The organism is Arthrobacter sp. SRS-W-1-2016 (genome assembly GCF_002009585.1).
Lineage (GTDB): Bacteria > Actinomycetota > Actinomycetes > Actinomycetales > Micrococcaceae > Arthrobacter > Arthrobacter bambusae_A.
Map to the genome: position 1 here is coordinate 27,260 of NZ_MTPV01000044.1, position 16,546 is coordinate 43,805.

Consider the following 16,546-nt stretch of genomic DNA (forward strand, 5'->3'; position numbering starts at 1 on the left):
GTCACCTTTTGCGGCGTGATCCACCGCGGAAATAGGGGTTGTTTCCCAGTGTTCCCTGATAGGTGCGGCGGCCGGGCAACGGGATGCCTGGGCGGCCTGCTCCCCGTTGTGCGGTGCTGGGGAGGTCTTCATCGGGCAGGTAGGACTTCTCGACGTCGGACCAGGCGTCCACCTTGTCCGTCCCCTCCGCAATGCCTCCATCGGTATCGTGGCCGTGATCCCACCCGTCCTTCGAAGGCATGGTCTGCACGGCCGGACCGGCGCGGAAGGATGCTGCGTCGAACTCCCCCGAGATGCGCGGAATGAGTCCGGTGTCGTCGGAAACCGTGGCGCGGGCCGCCGTCGGGGTCTGCTCTCCACCCGCGGACGGTGCTTTCGCAACCGGAACGCCCCGGCCGAGCCGTCCAAGCACCGGACGGAGCAAATCGCGGAGCTCACTGACGTGGAAGACGCGCAGCAGGAAGAGGTATGCAAGCAGCATGACGGGCCCGACGACGACCACCGTCACCAATGCGGCAGGCCGGCTGCTCCAGGCGAAGCCGTCGGCGTGATAGCTGCCCAGGAGCCACAGGGCCACGGCACCGGCGATCGCCGAGCCCAAGGCGGCGTAGCCCATGCGGATGTACGAGTTTGCGATGCGGGGGCCGTCCACGTGGCCGAGGAGGCGTCGCAGGAACCAGACGCTGATCACCACGGAAAGGATGTTTCCGAGGGTATACAGGACGGCGATCGCGAAGATGATCCGCCCGACCGGCAGGAACTGGATGATGAACGCGCCCACAACGTTGACCAGCGCAAGGATGAGCTGGATGTAGAAAGGGGTCCGGGCGTCTTCATTCGCGTAGAAGACACGCGACATCATGAAGTTGGCGCTCATGAACGGGGTGCTCAGCGCGAGGATCGTCAGCGTCTGGGCTAGCATGACGCCGTCCTGGGGTTTCCCGCCGGAGAAGAACATGCCCAGCGGTCCGGCGAGGGCGAACAGAGCCAGTGCCCCGAAGACAGTGGCGACGGCCATGGTCCGCAGCCCGTGCGACAGGGCTTCGCGCAGTTCGGCTTTGTTGCCCGCCTGGGAGGCATGGGCCATCCGGTTGAACAGCACCGTGGCGAGCGACAACGCGATGATCGAGTGCGGGAGCAGGTAGAGCTGGCTGGCGACTTCCAGGACCGCGTTACCCGGGAGAGTGGCGGCCGCCGGGTCTTGCGCGTGCTCCAGCCGAAGCCGCTCGGAGCCGGGAATCGTGGCGATCCTCATGACGTAAAGGAACGCGAGCTGCCCGACGGCGGCGGTCAGGAGCGTCCAGACGCTCAGTTTCGCCGCCTGGCCCAGTCCTACGCCCCTCCAGCCGAAGCGGGGCCGGAGCCCGAGCCGCAGGCGGATTACCGGGACGAGGAGTATGGCGGTCTGCGCGAGCACGCCGACAGTGGAGAATCCGGCGATCAGGAACGTCTGGACAGGCCCCCAATTGTCCAAGGTGTGGGGGTTGGTGTTGTTGGCGCCGAGGATCCAGATGAACATGCCCAGTCCGGCGATGGCCACCACGTTGTTCAAAATGGGAGCCCACATCGCGGGGCCGAAGGCACCGTTGGCGTTGAGGATCTGGGTCAGCAGCGCATACAGACCGTAGAAGAAGATCTGCGGCAGGCAATAGAACGCGAAGGTTACGGCCAGCGATTTCTGTTGGGGTGAATAGCCCTGGGTGGTGAGGTCGATAACCATCGGCGCGGCCAGGGTGACCAGGGTGGTCAGCGTCAAGAGAACCAGCACAGCCAGGGTCAGGAGCCGGCTGATGTAGTCCGCGCCGCGGTCCGGACCCTTGCTGGCCTTGATGATCTGCGGGACCAGCACAGCGTTGAAAACGCCACCGGCCACCAGGAGGAAGATCAGGTTCGGCAGGTTGTTGGCATTGATGAAGGTGTCGTTGACCGTCGATCCCAGGCCCAGTGCGGCGCCAAGCATCCAGGTTTTGGCGAAGCCGAGGAACCGTGAAACGAGCGTCCCTGCGGCCATGACGGCGCTGGAACGGGTTTCTCCGGACTGTGGTGACTGGGTTGTTTTGGCGGCAGACATTGTCATTATCGTCCCACGAGCCAGGCTGCCTGTTGCGTCAAACCGGCATCAGCCGGAAGGAAAGGCCCGCGTTAGAGGTGTTCGGGCAGGACTTCCCGGGCGAGATCGGCGATGCGCCGCTCATTGGGAAAGGACAATTTGCGGGCCAATTCCTGGAGGGGAACCCACGCGGCATCGATGGCCTCTTGGTCGGGATCGTTCTCGATGGTCAGCTCCCCGCCCGTGGCGCGCAGGAGGAAATGGTGCACGGTTTTGTGGACGCGGTGCCCGCTCACGGTGAACCAATAGTCGATGCTGCCGAGCGGAGCGAGGACGTTGCCCTCGATTCCGGTTTCTTCAGCGATCTCGCGGACGGCTGCTTCCTCGTTGTTTTCCTTGCCCTCCGGATGCCCTTTCGGCAGGCACCACTCGAGCCGGCCACCCCTATTAAGCCGGGCGATGATCGCAACCCTTAGTTCGCCGTCGGACGTGTCTACGACGACGCCGCCGGCAGAGACTTCCTCCACCGTCGGAAGGGCGGCCTGGGCCGGGTGCGGAGCGGGCGCGACGTGGGCACCAATTGCCGACGGCAATGGTGCGTTCGTCCTCCTGCCAGGTGCACTCGGGATCGGGTTGGCCATGAAGTCCACTCTAACGACTCTTGCCCGTTGGTGATGACCGGGACATGGACTCACGGTGACGCGCGGATGGCGTGAGACCGTGATCCCGGTGTTGTTCCCACCCAATCGCGGCGCAATGACGAGGATCCGGTGTGATGGCGCGGTGAAATCTGACAAGCTTAAGGAACTATGGCGCAAGTATTGGACAGTTCTTCAGTTAATTTCCAGATGGATCCAGTGGTCCTGGACCTCGGTCGGCGGTTCGTGGACGCTGGATTCGAACTGTCGCTGGTTGGCGGGCCGGTGCGGGACCTCTTCCTCGGACGTGTCTCGCCGGACCTGGATTTCACCACTGACGCCACTCCGGACCAGACCCTCTCGATCATCAAGAGGTGGGCCGACAATTTCTGGGAAATCGGACGCGCCTTTGGAACGATCGGGATGAAGAAGTCCGGCTTCCAGATCGAGATCACGACCTACCGCGCCGAGGCTTACGACGCCGATTCCCGCAAGCCGGCGGTGGCTTTTGGCTCGTCGCTCCTGGACGACCTCCTGCGCCGCGACTTCACCATCAACGCCATGGCGCTCCGGCTGCCGTCGCTGGAACTCGTGGATCCTTTCGGCGGGGTCCGCGACCTCCACGCCTCGGTCCTCGCCACTCCGGGAGCACCCGAAGCGTCATTCTCCGATGATCCCCTTCGCATGATGCGTGCTGCCCGTTTCGCCGCGCAGCTCGGCGTTGCCGTGCACGACGACGTCCGCCTCGCCATGTCCGGCATGGCCGAGCGGATCAAGATCATTTCCGCCGAACGCGTGCGCGAGGAACTCGTCAAGCTCATTAACGGTGCGCACCCGCGTGCGGGCATCGACCTCCTCGTGGAGACCGGACTTGCCGAATTCGTCCTCCCCGAGGTCTCCGCGCTGCGCCTTGAAGCCGATGAGCACCACCGGCACAAGGACGTCTACCAGCACTCCTTGCAGGTCCTGGAGCAGGCTGCGTCGCTTGAGACGGGCCCGGACGGCCCGGTGCCAGGTCCGGACTTTGTGTTGCGCTTCGCCGCGCTCATGCACGACGTCGGGAAGCCGGCGACGCGCCGTTTCGAACCGGGCGGCGCGGTGAGCTTCCGCCACCACGACATGGTGGGCTCCAAACTGACCGCAAAACGCATGAAGGCCCTGCGCTTCGACAATGACACCATCAAGGCCGTGGCGCGGCTCGTGGAGCTTCACATGCGCTTCTACGGTTACGGCGACGCCGGCTGGACCGATTCCGCCGTCCGCCGCTATGTCGCAGACGCCGGCCCCTTGCTGGAGCGCCTGCACCGGCTGACCCGGTCCGACGTCACCACGCGTAACCAGCGCAAGGCCGAGCGGCTCTCCTTTGCCTACGATGACCTTGAGCAACGGATCGAAGTCCTGGCCGAACAGGAATCGCTCAATGCCATCCGGCCGGACCTGGACGGAGCGCAGATCATGGATTTGCTGGGACTCAAGCCCGGACCCGTGGTTGGCCGCGCCTACAAGTTCCTCCTGGAGGAGCGCATGGAAAACGGTCCGCTGTCCCAGGAAGAGGCCGAGTCCAAGCTCCTGGGGTGGTGGACCGGCCAACCCGAGTCCGCCGTCGAACTTTCATCGGAACCAGCCGTCGATGCCAAAGCAGGCACCGCCGAACCAGAGGAGTCCTAAGTGAACCCCGCAGCCAAGCTCTCCCGGCCACAGCTCTGGATCATGCGTCACGGCGAGACCGAATGGTCCAAGAGCGGCCAATACACCGGTTTGACGGACCTTCCCTTGACGGTCGAGGGAGAGCAGCAGGCCGTGGAAGCGCGCAAAATCCTGGAAGGCATCGACTTCGACCTGGTCCTGACATCGCCGCTGCGCCGAGCCCGCCGTACCGCGGAATTGGCGGGCTTCCCCGACGCCGTTCATGAGCCGCTGGCTGTGGAGTGGAACTACGGCGATTACGAAGGCATTAGCTCGGATCTCATCCGCAAGGACAACCCGGATTACCTCATCTGGACCGACGGCGTTCCCAACGGCGAGACACTCGACTCTGTGGCGGCCCGGGCCGACAAGATCATTGCCCGCGTCCTCGAGTCCGGAATGGACAATGTCCTGATTGTCGCGCACGGCCATTTCTCCCGCATCCTCACGGCCCGTTGGCTCGAATTGGACGCGAGGGAAGGACGCCACTTTGTTCTGGGAACGGCAAAAGTTTGTACCTTGGGATGGGACAAGCGGACGCCGGCCATTCTCCGCTGGGGACTGTAAGAAGAATTAATTTCTAAATTGTTTGTAATTTGCTGGTCAACAGTGCGATTCATGGTGTAACTTTATTTTTGATCCCAGAGCAATCTGCCGGGATTGAGGCGTGCGCTACCCAGTCAGTCATCTGCGGTTGCGCCAAAACAGAAAAGGAGGTTGGGAAAATGATTACTTTGACTAGCGGATGGAAGATGACCGTTGCTGGCACCCCGGCCTTCGCTGTTCGACGCCGTCCTGCGGCCTAACTTCTCCTGGTTTCCTTCTTCCCCCTGATGTTTCAGGGCTGATCAAGGGGCAATCAGGCTCCGAGTTGGGCCTGCCATTGAGCGGTATCACGCGATCGACGTGGTGCGCAGTTTCCTCATAGTTCGGAACCAGCTTCTTGTTGGGGACGGCTGCCCCTGGATACCCCTACCGGAGTTCCATGCTCCGGTACGGATACGGTCGTTCGAGAAATCCGCTTAATCCACCCCTCATTGCCTGGCATTCACGCGCCTAATTCCGCCGCTGTTTTCTTCGAATTCAGGGGGCTTAATTGTCATGCCTGAATTCCGGCAATTCTCTTCAATAACGAAAGGAGGTGAACCCTTGGCCAAGCGCCTCAGGGACTTGATGGTCTTCAACAGCAAGCCCGTCGTCAAAGACAAGACCCTCTTCAACGGACAACTGTTGGACCAACGCCGGGAAGACGTCTACGTCGTCCTGCATCAAATGGGCATCATCCGCTGAGTGTCCCCACCACTGCACTACAGGAGGGACTGATGGCACACATCGGACCGTTCGCCCCGGAAGCCCGCGCGGCTACGCGTGGGCTTCCGCCTTTTAAAGCGGGGGCTTAGGGAGGAGCGCCCCGTGCCTGAAGGTAAGCTCGATTCCATGCAGGAGACAAAGCCGCACATCCAGCAAAAGCGTGCGCGCTTTGTGGTTCCCAGCCGTAGTGATTCCTTGCTCAGGAACTTCACCGAGTTGATCGGGGGACCCCTCGGACGGCGGTCCTCCCCCGGGGCCATCTCCCCCGGATTCTTCACCGTGGAGCGGGTCCTGGTCATCCTCACGATCGTCGCCGCCATCGTGTCGATCATGATCAAGGGTTATTGCCGCGTCAACGGCTGGCACACCCCCCAGCAGTTCTATGCCACCTGCTACTCGGATTTCCCCGAACTTTTCAGCAGCAGGGGCTTCGCCGACGGCGTCTTCCCGTTCCTTGATCCGAAAAGCATGTTCGAATATCCGGTGATCATCGGGCTGATAGCCGGTGCTACCGCACGGTTGGTCCCGGGCCACGGCGCCACCCCCGATCGGATCCTGGGCTACTTCGACGTGAACGCCACCCTGATTGCGGCCATGTGGATCGTGGTGGTCCTGGCTACCGCGCGCATCAATCGTCGCCGGCCTTGGGACGCGGCAATGGTGGCCCTCGCGCCCGGGATTGTCCTGGCCGGAGTCATTAATTGGGACATGTGGGCAGTTGCCATGCTCGCCGTGGGGATGTACTTCTTCTCGAAGGACCGTCTCGTCATAGCCGGCCTGTTCATCGGCTTGGGAACGGCCACCAAGCTTTATCCGCTGCTTGTCCTCGGCGCGATCCTCCTGCTGGCCTTGCGAAGCGGCCGCCTGCGGGGCTTCTTTGTGACCACCGTGTCAGCCGCGGTCGCTTGGCTGGCAGTCAACGTCCCGATCGCGGCCATCAACCCAGCCGGTTGGCGCTACTTTTTCGATTACACCCGTGATCGCCCCGCGGGGTACAGCTCCTTGTGGTTCGCGTATAACCTCGTTGCCGAACGCCTCCGACTGGCCAAACTTGGCCCCGACGCCATCAATGCCTTGGCGATGGACATGTTCCTCCTTGCGTGCGTTCTGATTGCAGTATTGGCATTGGCGTCGCCGCGTCGCCCGCGGCTGGCCCAGTTGACCTTCCTGATCGTCGCAGCCTTCGTGCTGAGCAATAAGGTCTATTCGCCGCAATATGTGCTCTGGCTGGTGCCCTTGCTGGCTTTGGCCAGACCCCGCTGGCTCGACTTCCTGGTCTGGCAGGCAGCCGAGGCGTTGCATTGGGCTGCCACCTGGATGTATCTGGGTCAGATCAGTAGCGGCGGGGCGGCGCAGAACAACATCGATATGCCGTACTACGTCATGGCCGTGATGCTGCATATGGCCGTAACGGCATATTTGATGTTGAGGGTTGCATGGGACATCTGGGATCCACACCTTGATCCCCTCCGGGTCCAGGGTGTGGACGATCCCCACGGTGGCCTGTTCGATGGCGCGAAGGATTGGTTTCGGGTGGACCTCAAGAGTCCGACGGCCTCGGTGCTCCCCTGGCGGCGCGTTGAGGTGAACTCCGCTGAGGACCGTTCCGGGCGCGAGCCGCAATCCGGGCGCGACACCTCCGGAACTCCCCGGGACTCAGTCAGCTCCACGCAAGGCGAGGGCGAACGCCATGGCTGAGGTCGCCGTCGTCGGCTCCGGACCGAACGGTTTGGCCGCCGCGGTAGTGATGGCCCGAGCGGGCCTGGCTGTCCGGGTGTACGAGGCCGCCCAGACGATCGGTGGTGGAACGCGGACGACTGAACTGCTGGAGCCGGGGCATATCCACGACGTCTGCTCCGCTGTGCACCCCATGGCGCTGGCTTCGCGTTTCTTCCGGGATTTTGAGCTCGAACGGCGTGTGGAGCTGCGTTTGCCGGAGGTCCAATACGGAACACCGCTCGACGGCGGCAGGGCAGTTCTCGCGTATCGCTCGCTGGAGCGGACGGCTTTTGAACTCGGGGCCGATGGAGCAGCATTTACCCGCCTCATGGGACCGTTGGTGGAGCATCTGGGCGGCGTCCTTGACGTGACGCAGAACCAGTTGCTGCGGATGCCGGCCCGTCCGATCGCCGCGCTACGCCTCGGCCTGGCAACCTTGGAGCAAGGTTCACCGTGGTGGAACCGGCGCTTCATAGGAGATGCGGCGCCCGCACTCCTGACAGGTGTGGCGGCACATGCTCTGTCTCCCCTTCCTTCGCTCACAGCCTCAGGGGCGGGACTCCTCCTGGGTGCGCTGGCCCATGCCGGTGGCTGGCCCATTCCGGTTGGTGGATCCGTGGCCATAGCGGATGCCATGGTGCGGGACATCGAGGCCCACGGCGGAGTGGTCGAGACCGGTGTGCGGATCGATTCCTTGGAAGAGCTGCGTCCCGCGAAGGCCATCCTGCTGGATGTCGCACCACCAGGACTGCTGCGCATGGCGGGCGCCGCGCTTCCCGCCCGCTATAGGAAGTCGCTGGAAACATTCCGTTTTGGGAATGCGGCATGCAAGGTGGATTTCATCCTGTCCGGGCCGGTGCCTTGGACGGCTCCAGGTTTGGCCGACGCCGGGACGGTGCATGTGGGCGGCACGCGTGCCGCCATGGCGGAGGCCGAGAACCTTGTAGCTGCGGGCCGGCATCCCGCGAAGCCGTATGTCCTTGTGGCCCAGCCATCCATAGTGGATCCGGGGCGCGCTCCCGTAGGGCGGCACATTCTCTGGTCCTATTGTCACGTTCCCAAAGGTTCCACGGTGGACATGGCCGAGGCGATCATGTCCCGGATCGAGGAATTTGCGCCGGGTTTCCGCGACGTGGTGGTCGGCTGGAAGACGACAACGGCGGCGGGCTTGGCCGACTACAACGCGAACTACGTGGGCGGCGATTTTAGCGCGGGGCTCATGGACATCCGAGGACTGGTACAACGTCCCGTCCTCTCCTCAGTGCCGTGGCGGACTCCTCTGCCAGGGGTGTACCTGTGCTCCTCGTCTACGCCTCCAGGACCCGGAGTAACAGGAATGCCCGGGTACCATGCTGCTAAATATGCCCTGAAGGACATGTTCGGTCTCCCGATACCCGGGCTTGGCCTAGGCGCATAACCCCTGCGACGCCCGCTCACTTATGTCGTCAAAATCCGAAACGCTCGCTCACTTGCGTATACGAGCGGCCCGCGTTTTTCTTCAGATGTGAGCGGGCGTTGGGAAATGGGCCCTCATAGGTGAGCGGGCGTTGGGCTAGTTGGCTGCCGTGAAGCGTGCCCGGCGGTGGGCAGGAGTTTCGATTTCGTCCAGCATGGCCACAGCGTAGTCCTGGGTGGAGATGGTGTTGCCGGCCGGAGAATCCATTGCAGTGGAGTAGTTCCCGGTGCGCTCACCCGGCTGTATGACGGGCGCGGGTGCGAGTACGGTCCAGTCCAGGCTCTCGGGAGCTTCCTTGACGGCGGCGAAAGCGGCCGCGGCCGTGGTTGCTTCGGCCTTGTACGCCTCAGGGAAGTCGGGCGAATCGAGGAGGCGGACGCCGTCGATCTCTAGGGTGCCTGCGCCGCCGACGATCATGAGCCGTGTGCTTTCTGCGTTGCTGTACGCGGTGTCCATTGCTGCCAGCCACTCCCCGTGGTCTCCGCCGGTGCGGCTGGGACCGGTGGCGAGGATGACGGCGTCGTGCTCTTTGGCGACCTCCGCGAAGCTCTGGCCATCAGCGAGGTCGGCGGCGAGGGCCTTCGCTCCAGCAACCTCCGAGCCCTTACGGGAGATCGCGGTGACTTCGTGGCCGCGGGTGAGGGATTCGTTGACGATCTGGCTTCCGACCATGCCTGTTGCGCCGTAAACTGCGATTTTCATGACTCTCCTTGGGGTTGCTATCCTCGTGATATCAAAACAGTATCTAATTGATACTGATAGCTTCAAAGGAACTTAGTTACCTCATGGATACCAGCGACCTGCCAGCAAACATCCTCGACCCTGACTGCCCGTCGCGGGTGATCTTTCAACGCATCGGCGACAAGTGGGCTTCGTTGGTGGTCCAGGTCCTCGCGGACGGCCCGATCCGGTTCTCCGAGCTCCGCAAGATGGTCCATGTAGTGACGCCGAAGGTGCTCACCCAGACCCTTCGAGCCCTGGAGCGGGACGGTCTCATCACCCGGACCGTCCACGCGCAGGTGCCCCCTCGCGTCGACTATGAACTGACCGAGCTCGGAGCTTCCTTGCTGGAGCCCTTGACCCTTTTGCGCCTCTGGGCGGAGGATCACGTGCCCAGCATTCTCAAGGCCCGCGACGCCTATGACGATGCCCATGACGAGGCCGTGATCGGAGGCTGAACCTTCCGGCCTTCGCCAACTGACTCGCAGTAAGTGTCGTTTTGAGGCCTCATAACGACAACAAATGCGAGTCAGTTGGGTGTGCCGACGGGGACGCGCGCACTGAGGCGTCCGTCCCGCACGGTGGCGACGGAGTCGGTGAGCGGAAGGAACTCGGTGTCGTGCGTGACCATGACGGTCGCCGTCGCGAACTCGTCGGTGACTTGACGCAGTAGCCGCACGATCGATTCACTGCGTTCGTGATCCAAGGCTGCGGTCGGCTCGTCGACAAGCAGCACCCGGGGCTGGCCCATGAGCGCCCTCGCGATGTTTACCCGCTGCCGCTGCCCTCCGGAGAGCTGGTGCGGCCTCTTGCTGAGCGAACTCCCGAGCCCGACGACGTCGAGCAGTTCGGTAGCGCGCTCACGTGCCGCTTTGGCCGGCTTTCCCCGGAAGTGGTCGCCGATGATCAACTGCTCGACGGCGGTCAGCGACGGCAGGAGGTTGGGTTGCTGGAAAATGATGCCCACTTTTTCCCGGCGCAGGGAAGTGAGTTCGGGGTCCTTGAGTCCTGTGGCATCCGTGCCGTCTATGATGACGAGCCCGGAACCCGGCCGAACGAGTGTTGCCGCCACGGCAAGAAGCGAGGACTTCCCGGAGCCCGACGGGCCCACGAGGGAAAAGAACTCGCCGGCGTCCACGCTGAGATCCACGGCGTCCAGGGCCTTGAGGGTGGAGTCTCCGTCCGGGTACTCCAGGGTGACGTTGACGAGGTTCAGTACGGGGTTCATTGATATGCCTTTCATGGAATATTAGATTTCGGCGTTGGCCTAGTTGCCGCCAAGGGCGATGAGCGGATCCACCTTGGTGATGCTGCGTACGGCCATCGCCGCACCGCCAAGCCCGAGGATCACGATTCCGGCAATCGGGACGAGCGTCGTCAGTGGAGTCACGAGGAATGGGGCGGCCTTGGCAGCAAAGAAGCCGCCAACCACGCCAACGCCGCCGCCCAGTCCCGCCCCTGCGAGCAAAACGATTCCCGCTTGGACCAAGGCGTCGCGCACGACGTAGCCGGACGAGGCACCCATGGCTTTGAGCACCGCGATGTCGCGTGTGCGCTGCACAGTCCAGACGGTCAGGAACGCCACGATGACAAGCGCCGAGATGCCATAGAGGAAAGCCTGCATCAGCATGAGGGAGCCGTTTTCACTCTTGTAGGAACCGAGGGCCTGGAACGAGCCACTAGGCGTGGCACTCACCGTGCCGGCTGCTGCGTTGGCGGCGTCGGGGTCCACAGAGGCTCCGGCGTCGTAGGTCACCGCGAGGACCGTCCCAATCGATTCCCCGGCAGGAATATGTGCGAGCTTTTGCCACGTTGCCCGGGAAGTCCAGACAACCCCGGTGTGCGAATACCACTCGTCCTGGGTAACGGCGTAAACCGTCAGGCTGGTACCGCCCACGGTCACGCTGCTCCCGGTACTCAGCGCCAGTTCCTTCGCCAAGGCCTCCCCGACCACCACCTCGCCGTCCCTGACCGCCACTGGCGAGATGCCGCCGTCGGCCCCGAAGACCGCGACGTTGGCAGTGCCGGCGGCATTATTGGAGGAATCGAGGGACTGGAACCGCGTCTGGGTGATACCCACTGCTTCGACAGAAGCAACACCCGGCCGGTTCCGCCAGGCTTCAAGCTGCTTGTTGGAGACTTCCGATTCCGTGTAGGACGCCTTGGCCTCGCCCCCGGCTGGCGCGCCGAAGGCGATTTGCTGCGCTGGAAGGGCTGAGATGGCCGACGTGGACTGGTCACCGAGGCCCGCCGTCAGCCCGGAGAGCATGACGAGGAGGAGTGTGATGAGGGCGACGACGCTTCCCATGAGGGCGAAGCGGCCCTTGGCGAAGCGGATGTCGCGCACTGCGAGAAACATGGAATTCCTTTGGTTCGGAGGCGATTTTCTGGTCCTGATTCAACTTTCCTGGCAGTTGGCGGCTGAAGCATCGGGAAGTGGATGGACCCATCCGATCGCCTTGGTTGACCGCGGGATCAACCGTTTGGTTGATTGGAGCCGAATACGGCGGAACCGGGGCAAAAGTGTCGGAGGGCGAGGCTACGCTGGAGGGCATGCAGGGAGACGATTCGCAGCAAGTCGCCGCGCCGCCTGCGCCGCGGCAGCAACCAGGTGACACGGCGCAGCCCAATGACACGAAGCCCATTGGCTCCGCCGTGATTCTGCGGGTCCTGCGCGTCAGCCTGCACGTCGGTTTTGCGGTGCTCTTGTTGGTGGCGGTCGTCAGGCTTGCAGTCGCGGGCCTTTCGCCTTTCGCCACCGGGGCGGGCCTCGGCCTTTCGCTGCTACTGGCTGCTGTCTACCTCGCAGGGACGGTTCTCGAGAAGAGGCACGCCGGCCATTCCAAGCGTTTCAATCCGAAGCCATACGCGCGCTGGTGGCTCGCCGTCGTTGGATTCCTTTGGCTGCTGCTCATGCTCATCAGTCCGGACTTCGCGTGGATAGCTTTCCCGCTGTTCTTCCTGCAGCTGCATATCCTGCCGCGGCGTTTCGCTCTTCCCGCGATCGCTGCCAGCACCGCGCTCCTGATCGCGGCGATGTGGTTCCATAACAGGGGTGCCGGGGCGGATGCCCTGCAACTTGCCATGGTCCTCGGGCCTGTTTTCGGGGCCGCCTTCGCGGTTGTCACCGGCCTGGCTTATCGGGCGCTCTACGTCGAGGCGGAGAACCAACGCCTTGCCGCCGAGGAATTGCGCCGTACCCGGGCCGAATTGGCACGAAGCCAGCACGACGCCGGTGTGCTGGCAGAGCGCGAAAGGCTCGCCCGCGAAATCCACGACACCCTGGCGCAGGGATTCTCGAGCATCGTCCTGATGGGGCGCTCGGCGGAGAAAGCCCTCGACGCCGGTGACAATGTCGCGGCCCGCGACCGGCTCAGGACCGTCCGTGAGACAGCGGCCAGCAACCTGGCGGAGGCCCGCAACTTTGTCCGCGGACTTGGATCCCCCGAACTGGATGAGTCTGAGCTGGCGGACACCCTGCGGCGCCTCTGCACCAAGACCGAGGCCGAGGCCTCCGCCCGTGGAGCCACGCTGCGCTGCCGCTTCGAGCTCCAGGGCACGCCGGTGCCGCTGCCCAACCCATACCGGACCACCCTGTTGCGCGCGGCTCAGTCTTCCCTGGCGAACGTGTGGGCGCATGCCCAGGCGGGCACCGCCGTCGTGACCCTTTCCTTCCTGGACGCCGAGGTGACCATGGATGTGTTCGACGACGGTGCGGGCTTTGATCCCGAAGCGGCGGCTGCCGCAGCAACCCGCGACGACGGAACCGGCGTCGGGCTCAAAAGCCTGCGCGAGCGGCTCGCTGCCCTCAACGGAACGCTCGACGTCGAGTCGGCTCCCGGGGAGGGGACCGTGGTGGCAATCCGGCTGCCGCTGGGTACCGGCAACGCAGCCCAGGAGGGGGCCTCGTGACCACCATCAGGGTCTTGCTTGTTGACGATCATCCCGTGGTCCGCGCGGGGCTCCGGGCCATGCTTTCCGACTTCGAAGGCGTCCGCGTGGTGGCGGAAGCCGCCGACGGCACCGCCGCATTGGCGGAACTATCGAAGCTCCACACCCTCGGCGAACCCGTCGACGTGGTTCTCATGGACTTGCAGATGGGCTCGGGCATGGACGGCGTCACCGCCACGGGCAAGATCAAAGCCGGGGAAGCCGGGACTCCCGCGCCGCCGGTCCTGATCCTGACCACCTACGACAACGACGCCGACATCCTCGCCGCGGTAGAGGCCGGTGCCAGCGGATACATGCTTAAGGACGCGCCACCTGAGCAAATCCGGCAGGCCGTGGTGTCTGCGGCGGCGGGTCGGACGGCCCTTGCGCCCGAGGTTGCCGCCCGGCTCATGGGGCGGATCCGCAATCCGGTGAACGCCTTGAGTGCCCGTGAAGTGCAACTCGTGGAGCTCCTCGCCACTGGGATGAGCAACCGTGCGATGGCGAGGCAACTCTTCATTTCCGAGGCCACAGTCAAGACCCATTTGGTGCACATTTACGGCAAGCTCGGCGTCGACAACCGGACCGCGGCCATCGCGGCGGCGACGCAGCGCAGGATCATCCGCAGTCAGTAGAATCGGCACGCACTCCGGGTGCCTGGGGAACCCAACTGACTGGCAGTAGGTGTCGTTTTGGGGGCCGAAAACGACACCTACTGCGAGTTACTTGGGGAAAGTGGCTACGCGCTGTTCTTGAACCCCTGAAGCATCACAAAAGCGCAACGTGCTGTGATTTGGATCATTCCTGTCGGTCCAAGAAGGCATAATGGCGCAAATGGGGAAAACTAAAAACATTGTCCTGGGGCTTGCCGCCCTGATGATTGCCGGGTCGCTGACCTCTTGCGATGACGGCCGCTCCGGAGCGGAGGGCGCGGCCAAGCAGCTCGCGTCCTCTTTGGCGGCGCTCGACGTCGGATCGCTCGCCGTTGACGGCAAGGATGCCGCGGCGGCAAACGAGCAGCTCAAAGCGGTGTTCGCTGCCCTTGATCCGGCCAAGCCTTCCGTTGAGAGCGGCGCGGTGACGCTCGACGGCGACAAAGCGTCAGTCCCGCTCAACTTCACGTGGAAGATCGGGACCGCGGAGTGGAAGTACACCTCCCAGGCTGCACTGAAGAAGTCGGGCGACAAATGGGCGGTCCAGTGGAATTCGGCACTCCTGGAGCCGGACCTTAAGGACGGCGAGGTCCTGGACAAGACCGTCAATTCGCCATCCAGGGCCGACATCCTCGGCGCAGGGGACGCGAAATTGGTCAGCTACCGTCCGGTGGTTCACGTGGGGATCGACAAGACAACGATAGGATCGGCCGATCCTGCAGCGTCCGCGGCGAAGCTCGCGCAACTGGTGGGCGTGGACGAAGGCGCGTATGTGAAACAGGTCCAGGCTTCCGGCCCGCAGGCCTTCGTCAGTGCGATCACGCTGCGCGAGGACGGCAGCCGGACGGTCACAGACCAGCAGATCGCCGCGATTCCCGGCGCCCGTGGCATCCGCGATTTTCTGCCTTTGGCACCAACCCGCACCTTCGCCCGCGCCGTCTTGGGTACCGCGTCCGAAGCAAGCGCCGAACAGATCCAAAAGTCCGGGGGCGCCCTCAAGGTGGGAGACACCGTCGGATCCGGTGGCCTGCAGGAGCAATATGACACTCAACTCCGAGGCCAGGACGGGGTCTCCATCAAAGCCCGGCCTCAAGGCATGACAGACGACCAGATCAAGGCAGCAAATCCGGATCCGCGCCGAGTGCTTTTTGCCGTCAATGCGAAGCCCGGCGACCCGTTGAAGACCACCCTGGATCCGCGCTTGCAGCAGCTCGCCGAAGACACCTTGGCCGGTGTTGGGCCGGCCTCGGCAATTGTGGCACTCCGTCCCTCCACCGGCGCCGTCCTCGCAGCGGCCTCCGGTCCCGGCAGCAACGGCTACAACACGGCGATGCTCGGCCAGTACGCGCCGGGGTCCACGTTCAAGATCGTCGATTCCCTCGCCTTGATCCGCAATGGAATGACGCCGGATTCCAAGGTTGAGTGCACGCCCACAATCACGGTGGATGGCCGGACCTTCAAGAACGCCGAAGGCTACCCGGCGTCGTCCTTGGGTTCTGTTGAATTGCGGGACGCCTTTGCGCATTCGTGCAACACGGCCTTCATCAGTTCCCGCGACAAAGTGAGCCAAGCCCAGCTCGAGTCTGCGGCAACCTCGCTGGGTGTGGCAGTCCAGGCCCCGAAGCTGGGGGCTGACGCCTTCCTGGGCTCCGTGCCGGGAAACGCTGATGGCACCGAGCACGCAGCTTCGATGATCGGCCAGGGCAAAGTGCTTCTTTCGCCGCTCGCGGCGGCCATCATGGCCGCATCGGTGGCCCACGGCGCGCCGGTGTCGCCGCAACTCGTCCTGAACCCCGGCGCAGTCCCGTCCGCAGGTGCCACGCCGACGCCGTCAGGCCCGCCGTCGTCGTCGGCGTCCCCCGGTGCCTCGGAGTCCCCCATCGCGGCAGCGTCCGAGAAACCGGTCACCCCGGCTGAGGCAGCCGCGCTGACTGACATGATGAGGGCGGTGGTGACCTCCGGCCACGCCGGTTTCCTCGCGTCAGTGCCGGGGGCGCCCGTTGGCGCGAAGACCGGAACGGCCGAATTCGGAAATGACAACCCGCCCAAGACTCACGCCTGGATCGTTGCAGTGCATGGAGACCTGGCGGTCGCAGTGTTCGTGGAAGACGGCGGCCTCGGCGCGACTACCAGCGGTCCGCTGCTCAAATCGTTCCTGACCGCCGCCGGCTGAGCTCGCGGGCCGCAGACCGCTGGTGTTCGTTCTCTGGATGGACGTATTCTCAGGCTGTTCCGCCGCGCCTTCTGCTGGAAGGTGAAGCCAAAGAGCAACAGCATCAAGGGGAACCCATGTCGACGCCGGAGCAAGGATTTCAGCCCGCTTACCCACCACCGTCCGATCAGCGCCCCGTCAGCATGGGGCAGTTGCAGTGGTACAGGAGGG

General features: G+C 63.8%; 14 protein-coding genes. 9 read left to right on the forward strand and 5 right to left on the reverse strand.

What is annotated here, in order from left to right; genetic code table 11:
• Nucleotide 1 precedes the first annotated feature (1 nt).
• Nucleotides 2–2,071, reverse strand: a complete 2,070-nt coding sequence (gene murJ / locus BMF89_RS10725) for a murein biosynthesis integral membrane protein MurJ (RefSeq protein ID WP_078107078.1) — start codon at nucleotides 2,069–2,071, stop codon at nucleotides 2–4.
• A gap of 71 nt (nucleotides 2,072–2,142) precedes the next feature.
• Nucleotides 2,143–2,643 carry an NUDIX hydrolase gene (locus BMF89_RS10730; protein WP_059388857.1) on the reverse strand — a complete coding sequence of 167 codons (501 nt, stop codon included), beginning with the start codon at nucleotides 2,641–2,643 and terminating at the stop codon, nucleotides 2,143–2,145.
• 216 nt (nucleotides 2,644–2,859) lie between these two features.
• On the opposite strand from BMF89_RS10730, the gene BMF89_RS10735 reads away from it, so the two are divergent.
• The 5 genes from BMF89_RS10735 (at nucleotide 2,860) to BMF89_RS10750 (ending at nucleotide 8,821) form a co-directional block, all read left to right on the forward strand.
• Entirely contained in the window at nucleotides 2,860–4,356 is a 1,497-nt protein-coding gene (locus BMF89_RS10735) for a CCA tRNA nucleotidyltransferase (protein WP_078107079.1), read from the forward strand.
• A 42-nt stretch (nucleotides 4,357–4,398) separates the two neighbouring features.
• Nucleotides 4,399–4,941, forward strand: coding sequence for a histidine phosphatase family protein (locus tag BMF89_RS10740; RefSeq protein ID WP_078107119.1), 543 nt, complete (start codon nucleotides 4,399–4,401; stop codon nucleotides 4,939–4,941).
• 582 nt (nucleotides 4,942–5,523) lie between these two features.
• On the forward strand, nucleotides 5,524–5,664 hold the full coding sequence (locus tag BMF89_RS21935; protein WP_171983456.1) for a hypothetical protein: 141 nt from the start codon (nucleotides 5,524–5,526) through the stop codon (nucleotides 5,662–5,664).
• A 147-nt stretch (nucleotides 5,665–5,811) separates the two neighbouring features.
• Entirely contained in the window at nucleotides 5,812–7,383 is a 1,572-nt protein-coding gene (locus BMF89_RS10745; RefSeq protein WP_171983459.1) for a glycosyltransferase 87 family protein, read from the forward strand.
• Nucleotides 7,376–8,821: an NAD(P)/FAD-dependent oxidoreductase gene (locus tag BMF89_RS10750; RefSeq protein ID WP_078107080.1), complete on the forward strand. Its 1,446-nt coding sequence runs from the start codon at nucleotides 7,376–7,378 to the stop codon at nucleotides 8,819–8,821. The genes BMF89_RS10745 and BMF89_RS10750 overlap by 8 nt, the downstream gene beginning before the upstream one ends.
• Nucleotides 8,822–8,956: 135 nt before the next feature.
• Here BMF89_RS10750 and BMF89_RS10755 read toward each other — a convergent pair whose 3' ends face one another.
• Complete coding sequence (locus BMF89_RS10755) at nucleotides 8,957–9,562, reverse strand: NAD(P)H-binding protein (RefSeq protein ID WP_078107081.1); 606 nt, start codon at nucleotides 9,560–9,562, stop codon at nucleotides 8,957–8,959.
• Nucleotides 9,563–9,645: 83 nt separating this feature from the next.
• Here BMF89_RS10755 and BMF89_RS10760 point away from each other — a divergent pair, with 83 nt between their 5' ends.
• Complete coding sequence (locus BMF89_RS10760; protein WP_078107082.1) at nucleotides 9,646–10,038, forward strand: helix-turn-helix domain-containing protein; 393 nt, start codon at nucleotides 9,646–9,648, stop codon at nucleotides 10,036–10,038.
• Nucleotides 10,039–10,109: 71 nt separating this feature from the next.
• On the opposite strand, the gene BMF89_RS10765 is transcribed toward BMF89_RS10760, so the two are convergent.
• A complete protein-coding gene (locus BMF89_RS10765) occupies nucleotides 10,110–10,808 on the reverse strand; it encodes an ABC transporter ATP-binding protein (protein WP_078107083.1) in 699 nt (232 codons plus the stop codon).
• 39 nt (nucleotides 10,809–10,847) lie between these two features.
• Nucleotides 10,848–11,939 carry an ABC transporter permease gene (locus BMF89_RS10770; RefSeq protein ID WP_078107084.1) on the reverse strand — a complete coding sequence of 364 codons (1,092 nt, stop codon included), beginning with the start codon at nucleotides 11,937–11,939 and terminating at the stop codon, nucleotides 10,848–10,850.
• A 194-nt stretch (nucleotides 11,940–12,133) separates the two neighbouring features.
• Between BMF89_RS10770 and BMF89_RS10775 the strand changes: the two genes are divergently transcribed.
• The 3 genes from BMF89_RS10775 to BMF89_RS10785 all read left to right on the forward strand — a co-directional run bounded on the left by BMF89_RS10775 (nucleotide 12,134) and on the right by BMF89_RS10785 (nucleotide 16,336).
• Nucleotides 12,134–13,492 (forward strand): sensor histidine kinase, encoded by a 1,359-nt coding sequence (locus BMF89_RS10775; RefSeq protein WP_078107121.1) that lies wholly within the window; start codon nucleotides 12,134–12,136, stop codon nucleotides 13,490–13,492.
• On the forward strand, nucleotides 13,489–14,145 hold the full coding sequence (locus tag BMF89_RS10780) for a response regulator transcription factor (RefSeq protein WP_078107085.1): 657 nt from the start codon (nucleotides 13,489–13,491) through the stop codon (nucleotides 14,143–14,145). The genes BMF89_RS10775 and BMF89_RS10780 overlap by 4 nt, the downstream gene beginning before the upstream one ends.
• Nucleotides 14,146–14,344: 199 nt before the next feature.
• Nucleotides 14,345–16,336, forward strand: coding sequence for a penicillin-binding transpeptidase domain-containing protein (locus BMF89_RS10785; RefSeq protein ID WP_078107122.1), 1,992 nt, complete (start codon nucleotides 14,345–14,347; stop codon nucleotides 16,334–16,336).
• The last annotated feature ends 210 nt before the right edge of the window (nucleotides 16,337–16,546 follow it).

Excerpts from the sequence above, each read along its gene's own strand:
- murJ (WP_078107078.1), bottom strand. The coding sequence starts at position 2,071 with ATGTCTGCCGCCAAAACAACCCAGTCACCACAGTCCGGAGAAACCCGT.
- BMF89_RS10735 (WP_078107079.1), top strand. The coding sequence starts at position 2,860 with ATGGCGCAAGTATTGGACAGTTCTTCAGTTAATTTCCAGATGGATCCA.
- BMF89_RS10740 (WP_078107119.1), top strand. The coding sequence starts at position 4,399 with ATGCGTCACGGCGAGACCGAATGGTCCAAGAGCGGCCAATACACCGGT.
- BMF89_RS10745 (WP_171983459.1), top strand. The coding sequence starts at position 5,812 with ATGCAGGAGACAAAGCCGCACATCCAGCAAAAGCGTGCGCGCTTTGTG.
- BMF89_RS10750 (WP_078107080.1), top strand. The coding sequence starts at position 7,376 with ATGGCTGAGGTCGCCGTCGTCGGCTCCGGACCGAACGGTTTGGCCGCC.
- BMF89_RS10755 (WP_078107081.1), bottom strand. The coding sequence starts at position 9,562 with ATGAAAATCGCAGTTTACGGCGCAACAGGCATGGTCGGAAGCCAGATC.
- BMF89_RS10760 (WP_078107082.1), top strand. The coding sequence starts at position 9,646 with ATGGATACCAGCGACCTGCCAGCAAACATCCTCGACCCTGACTGCCCG.
- BMF89_RS10765 (WP_078107083.1), bottom strand. The coding sequence starts at position 10,808 with ATGAACCCCGTACTGAACCTCGTCAACGTCACCCTGGAGTACCCGGAC.
- BMF89_RS10770 (WP_078107084.1), bottom strand. The coding sequence starts at position 11,939 with ATGTTTCTCGCAGTGCGCGACATCCGCTTCGCCAAGGGCCGCTTCGCC.
- BMF89_RS10775 (WP_078107121.1), top strand. The coding sequence starts at position 12,134 with ATGCAGGGAGACGATTCGCAGCAAGTCGCCGCGCCGCCTGCGCCGCGG.
- BMF89_RS10785 (WP_078107122.1), top strand. The coding sequence starts at position 14,345 with ATGGGGAAAACTAAAAACATTGTCCTGGGGCTTGCCGCCCTGATGATT.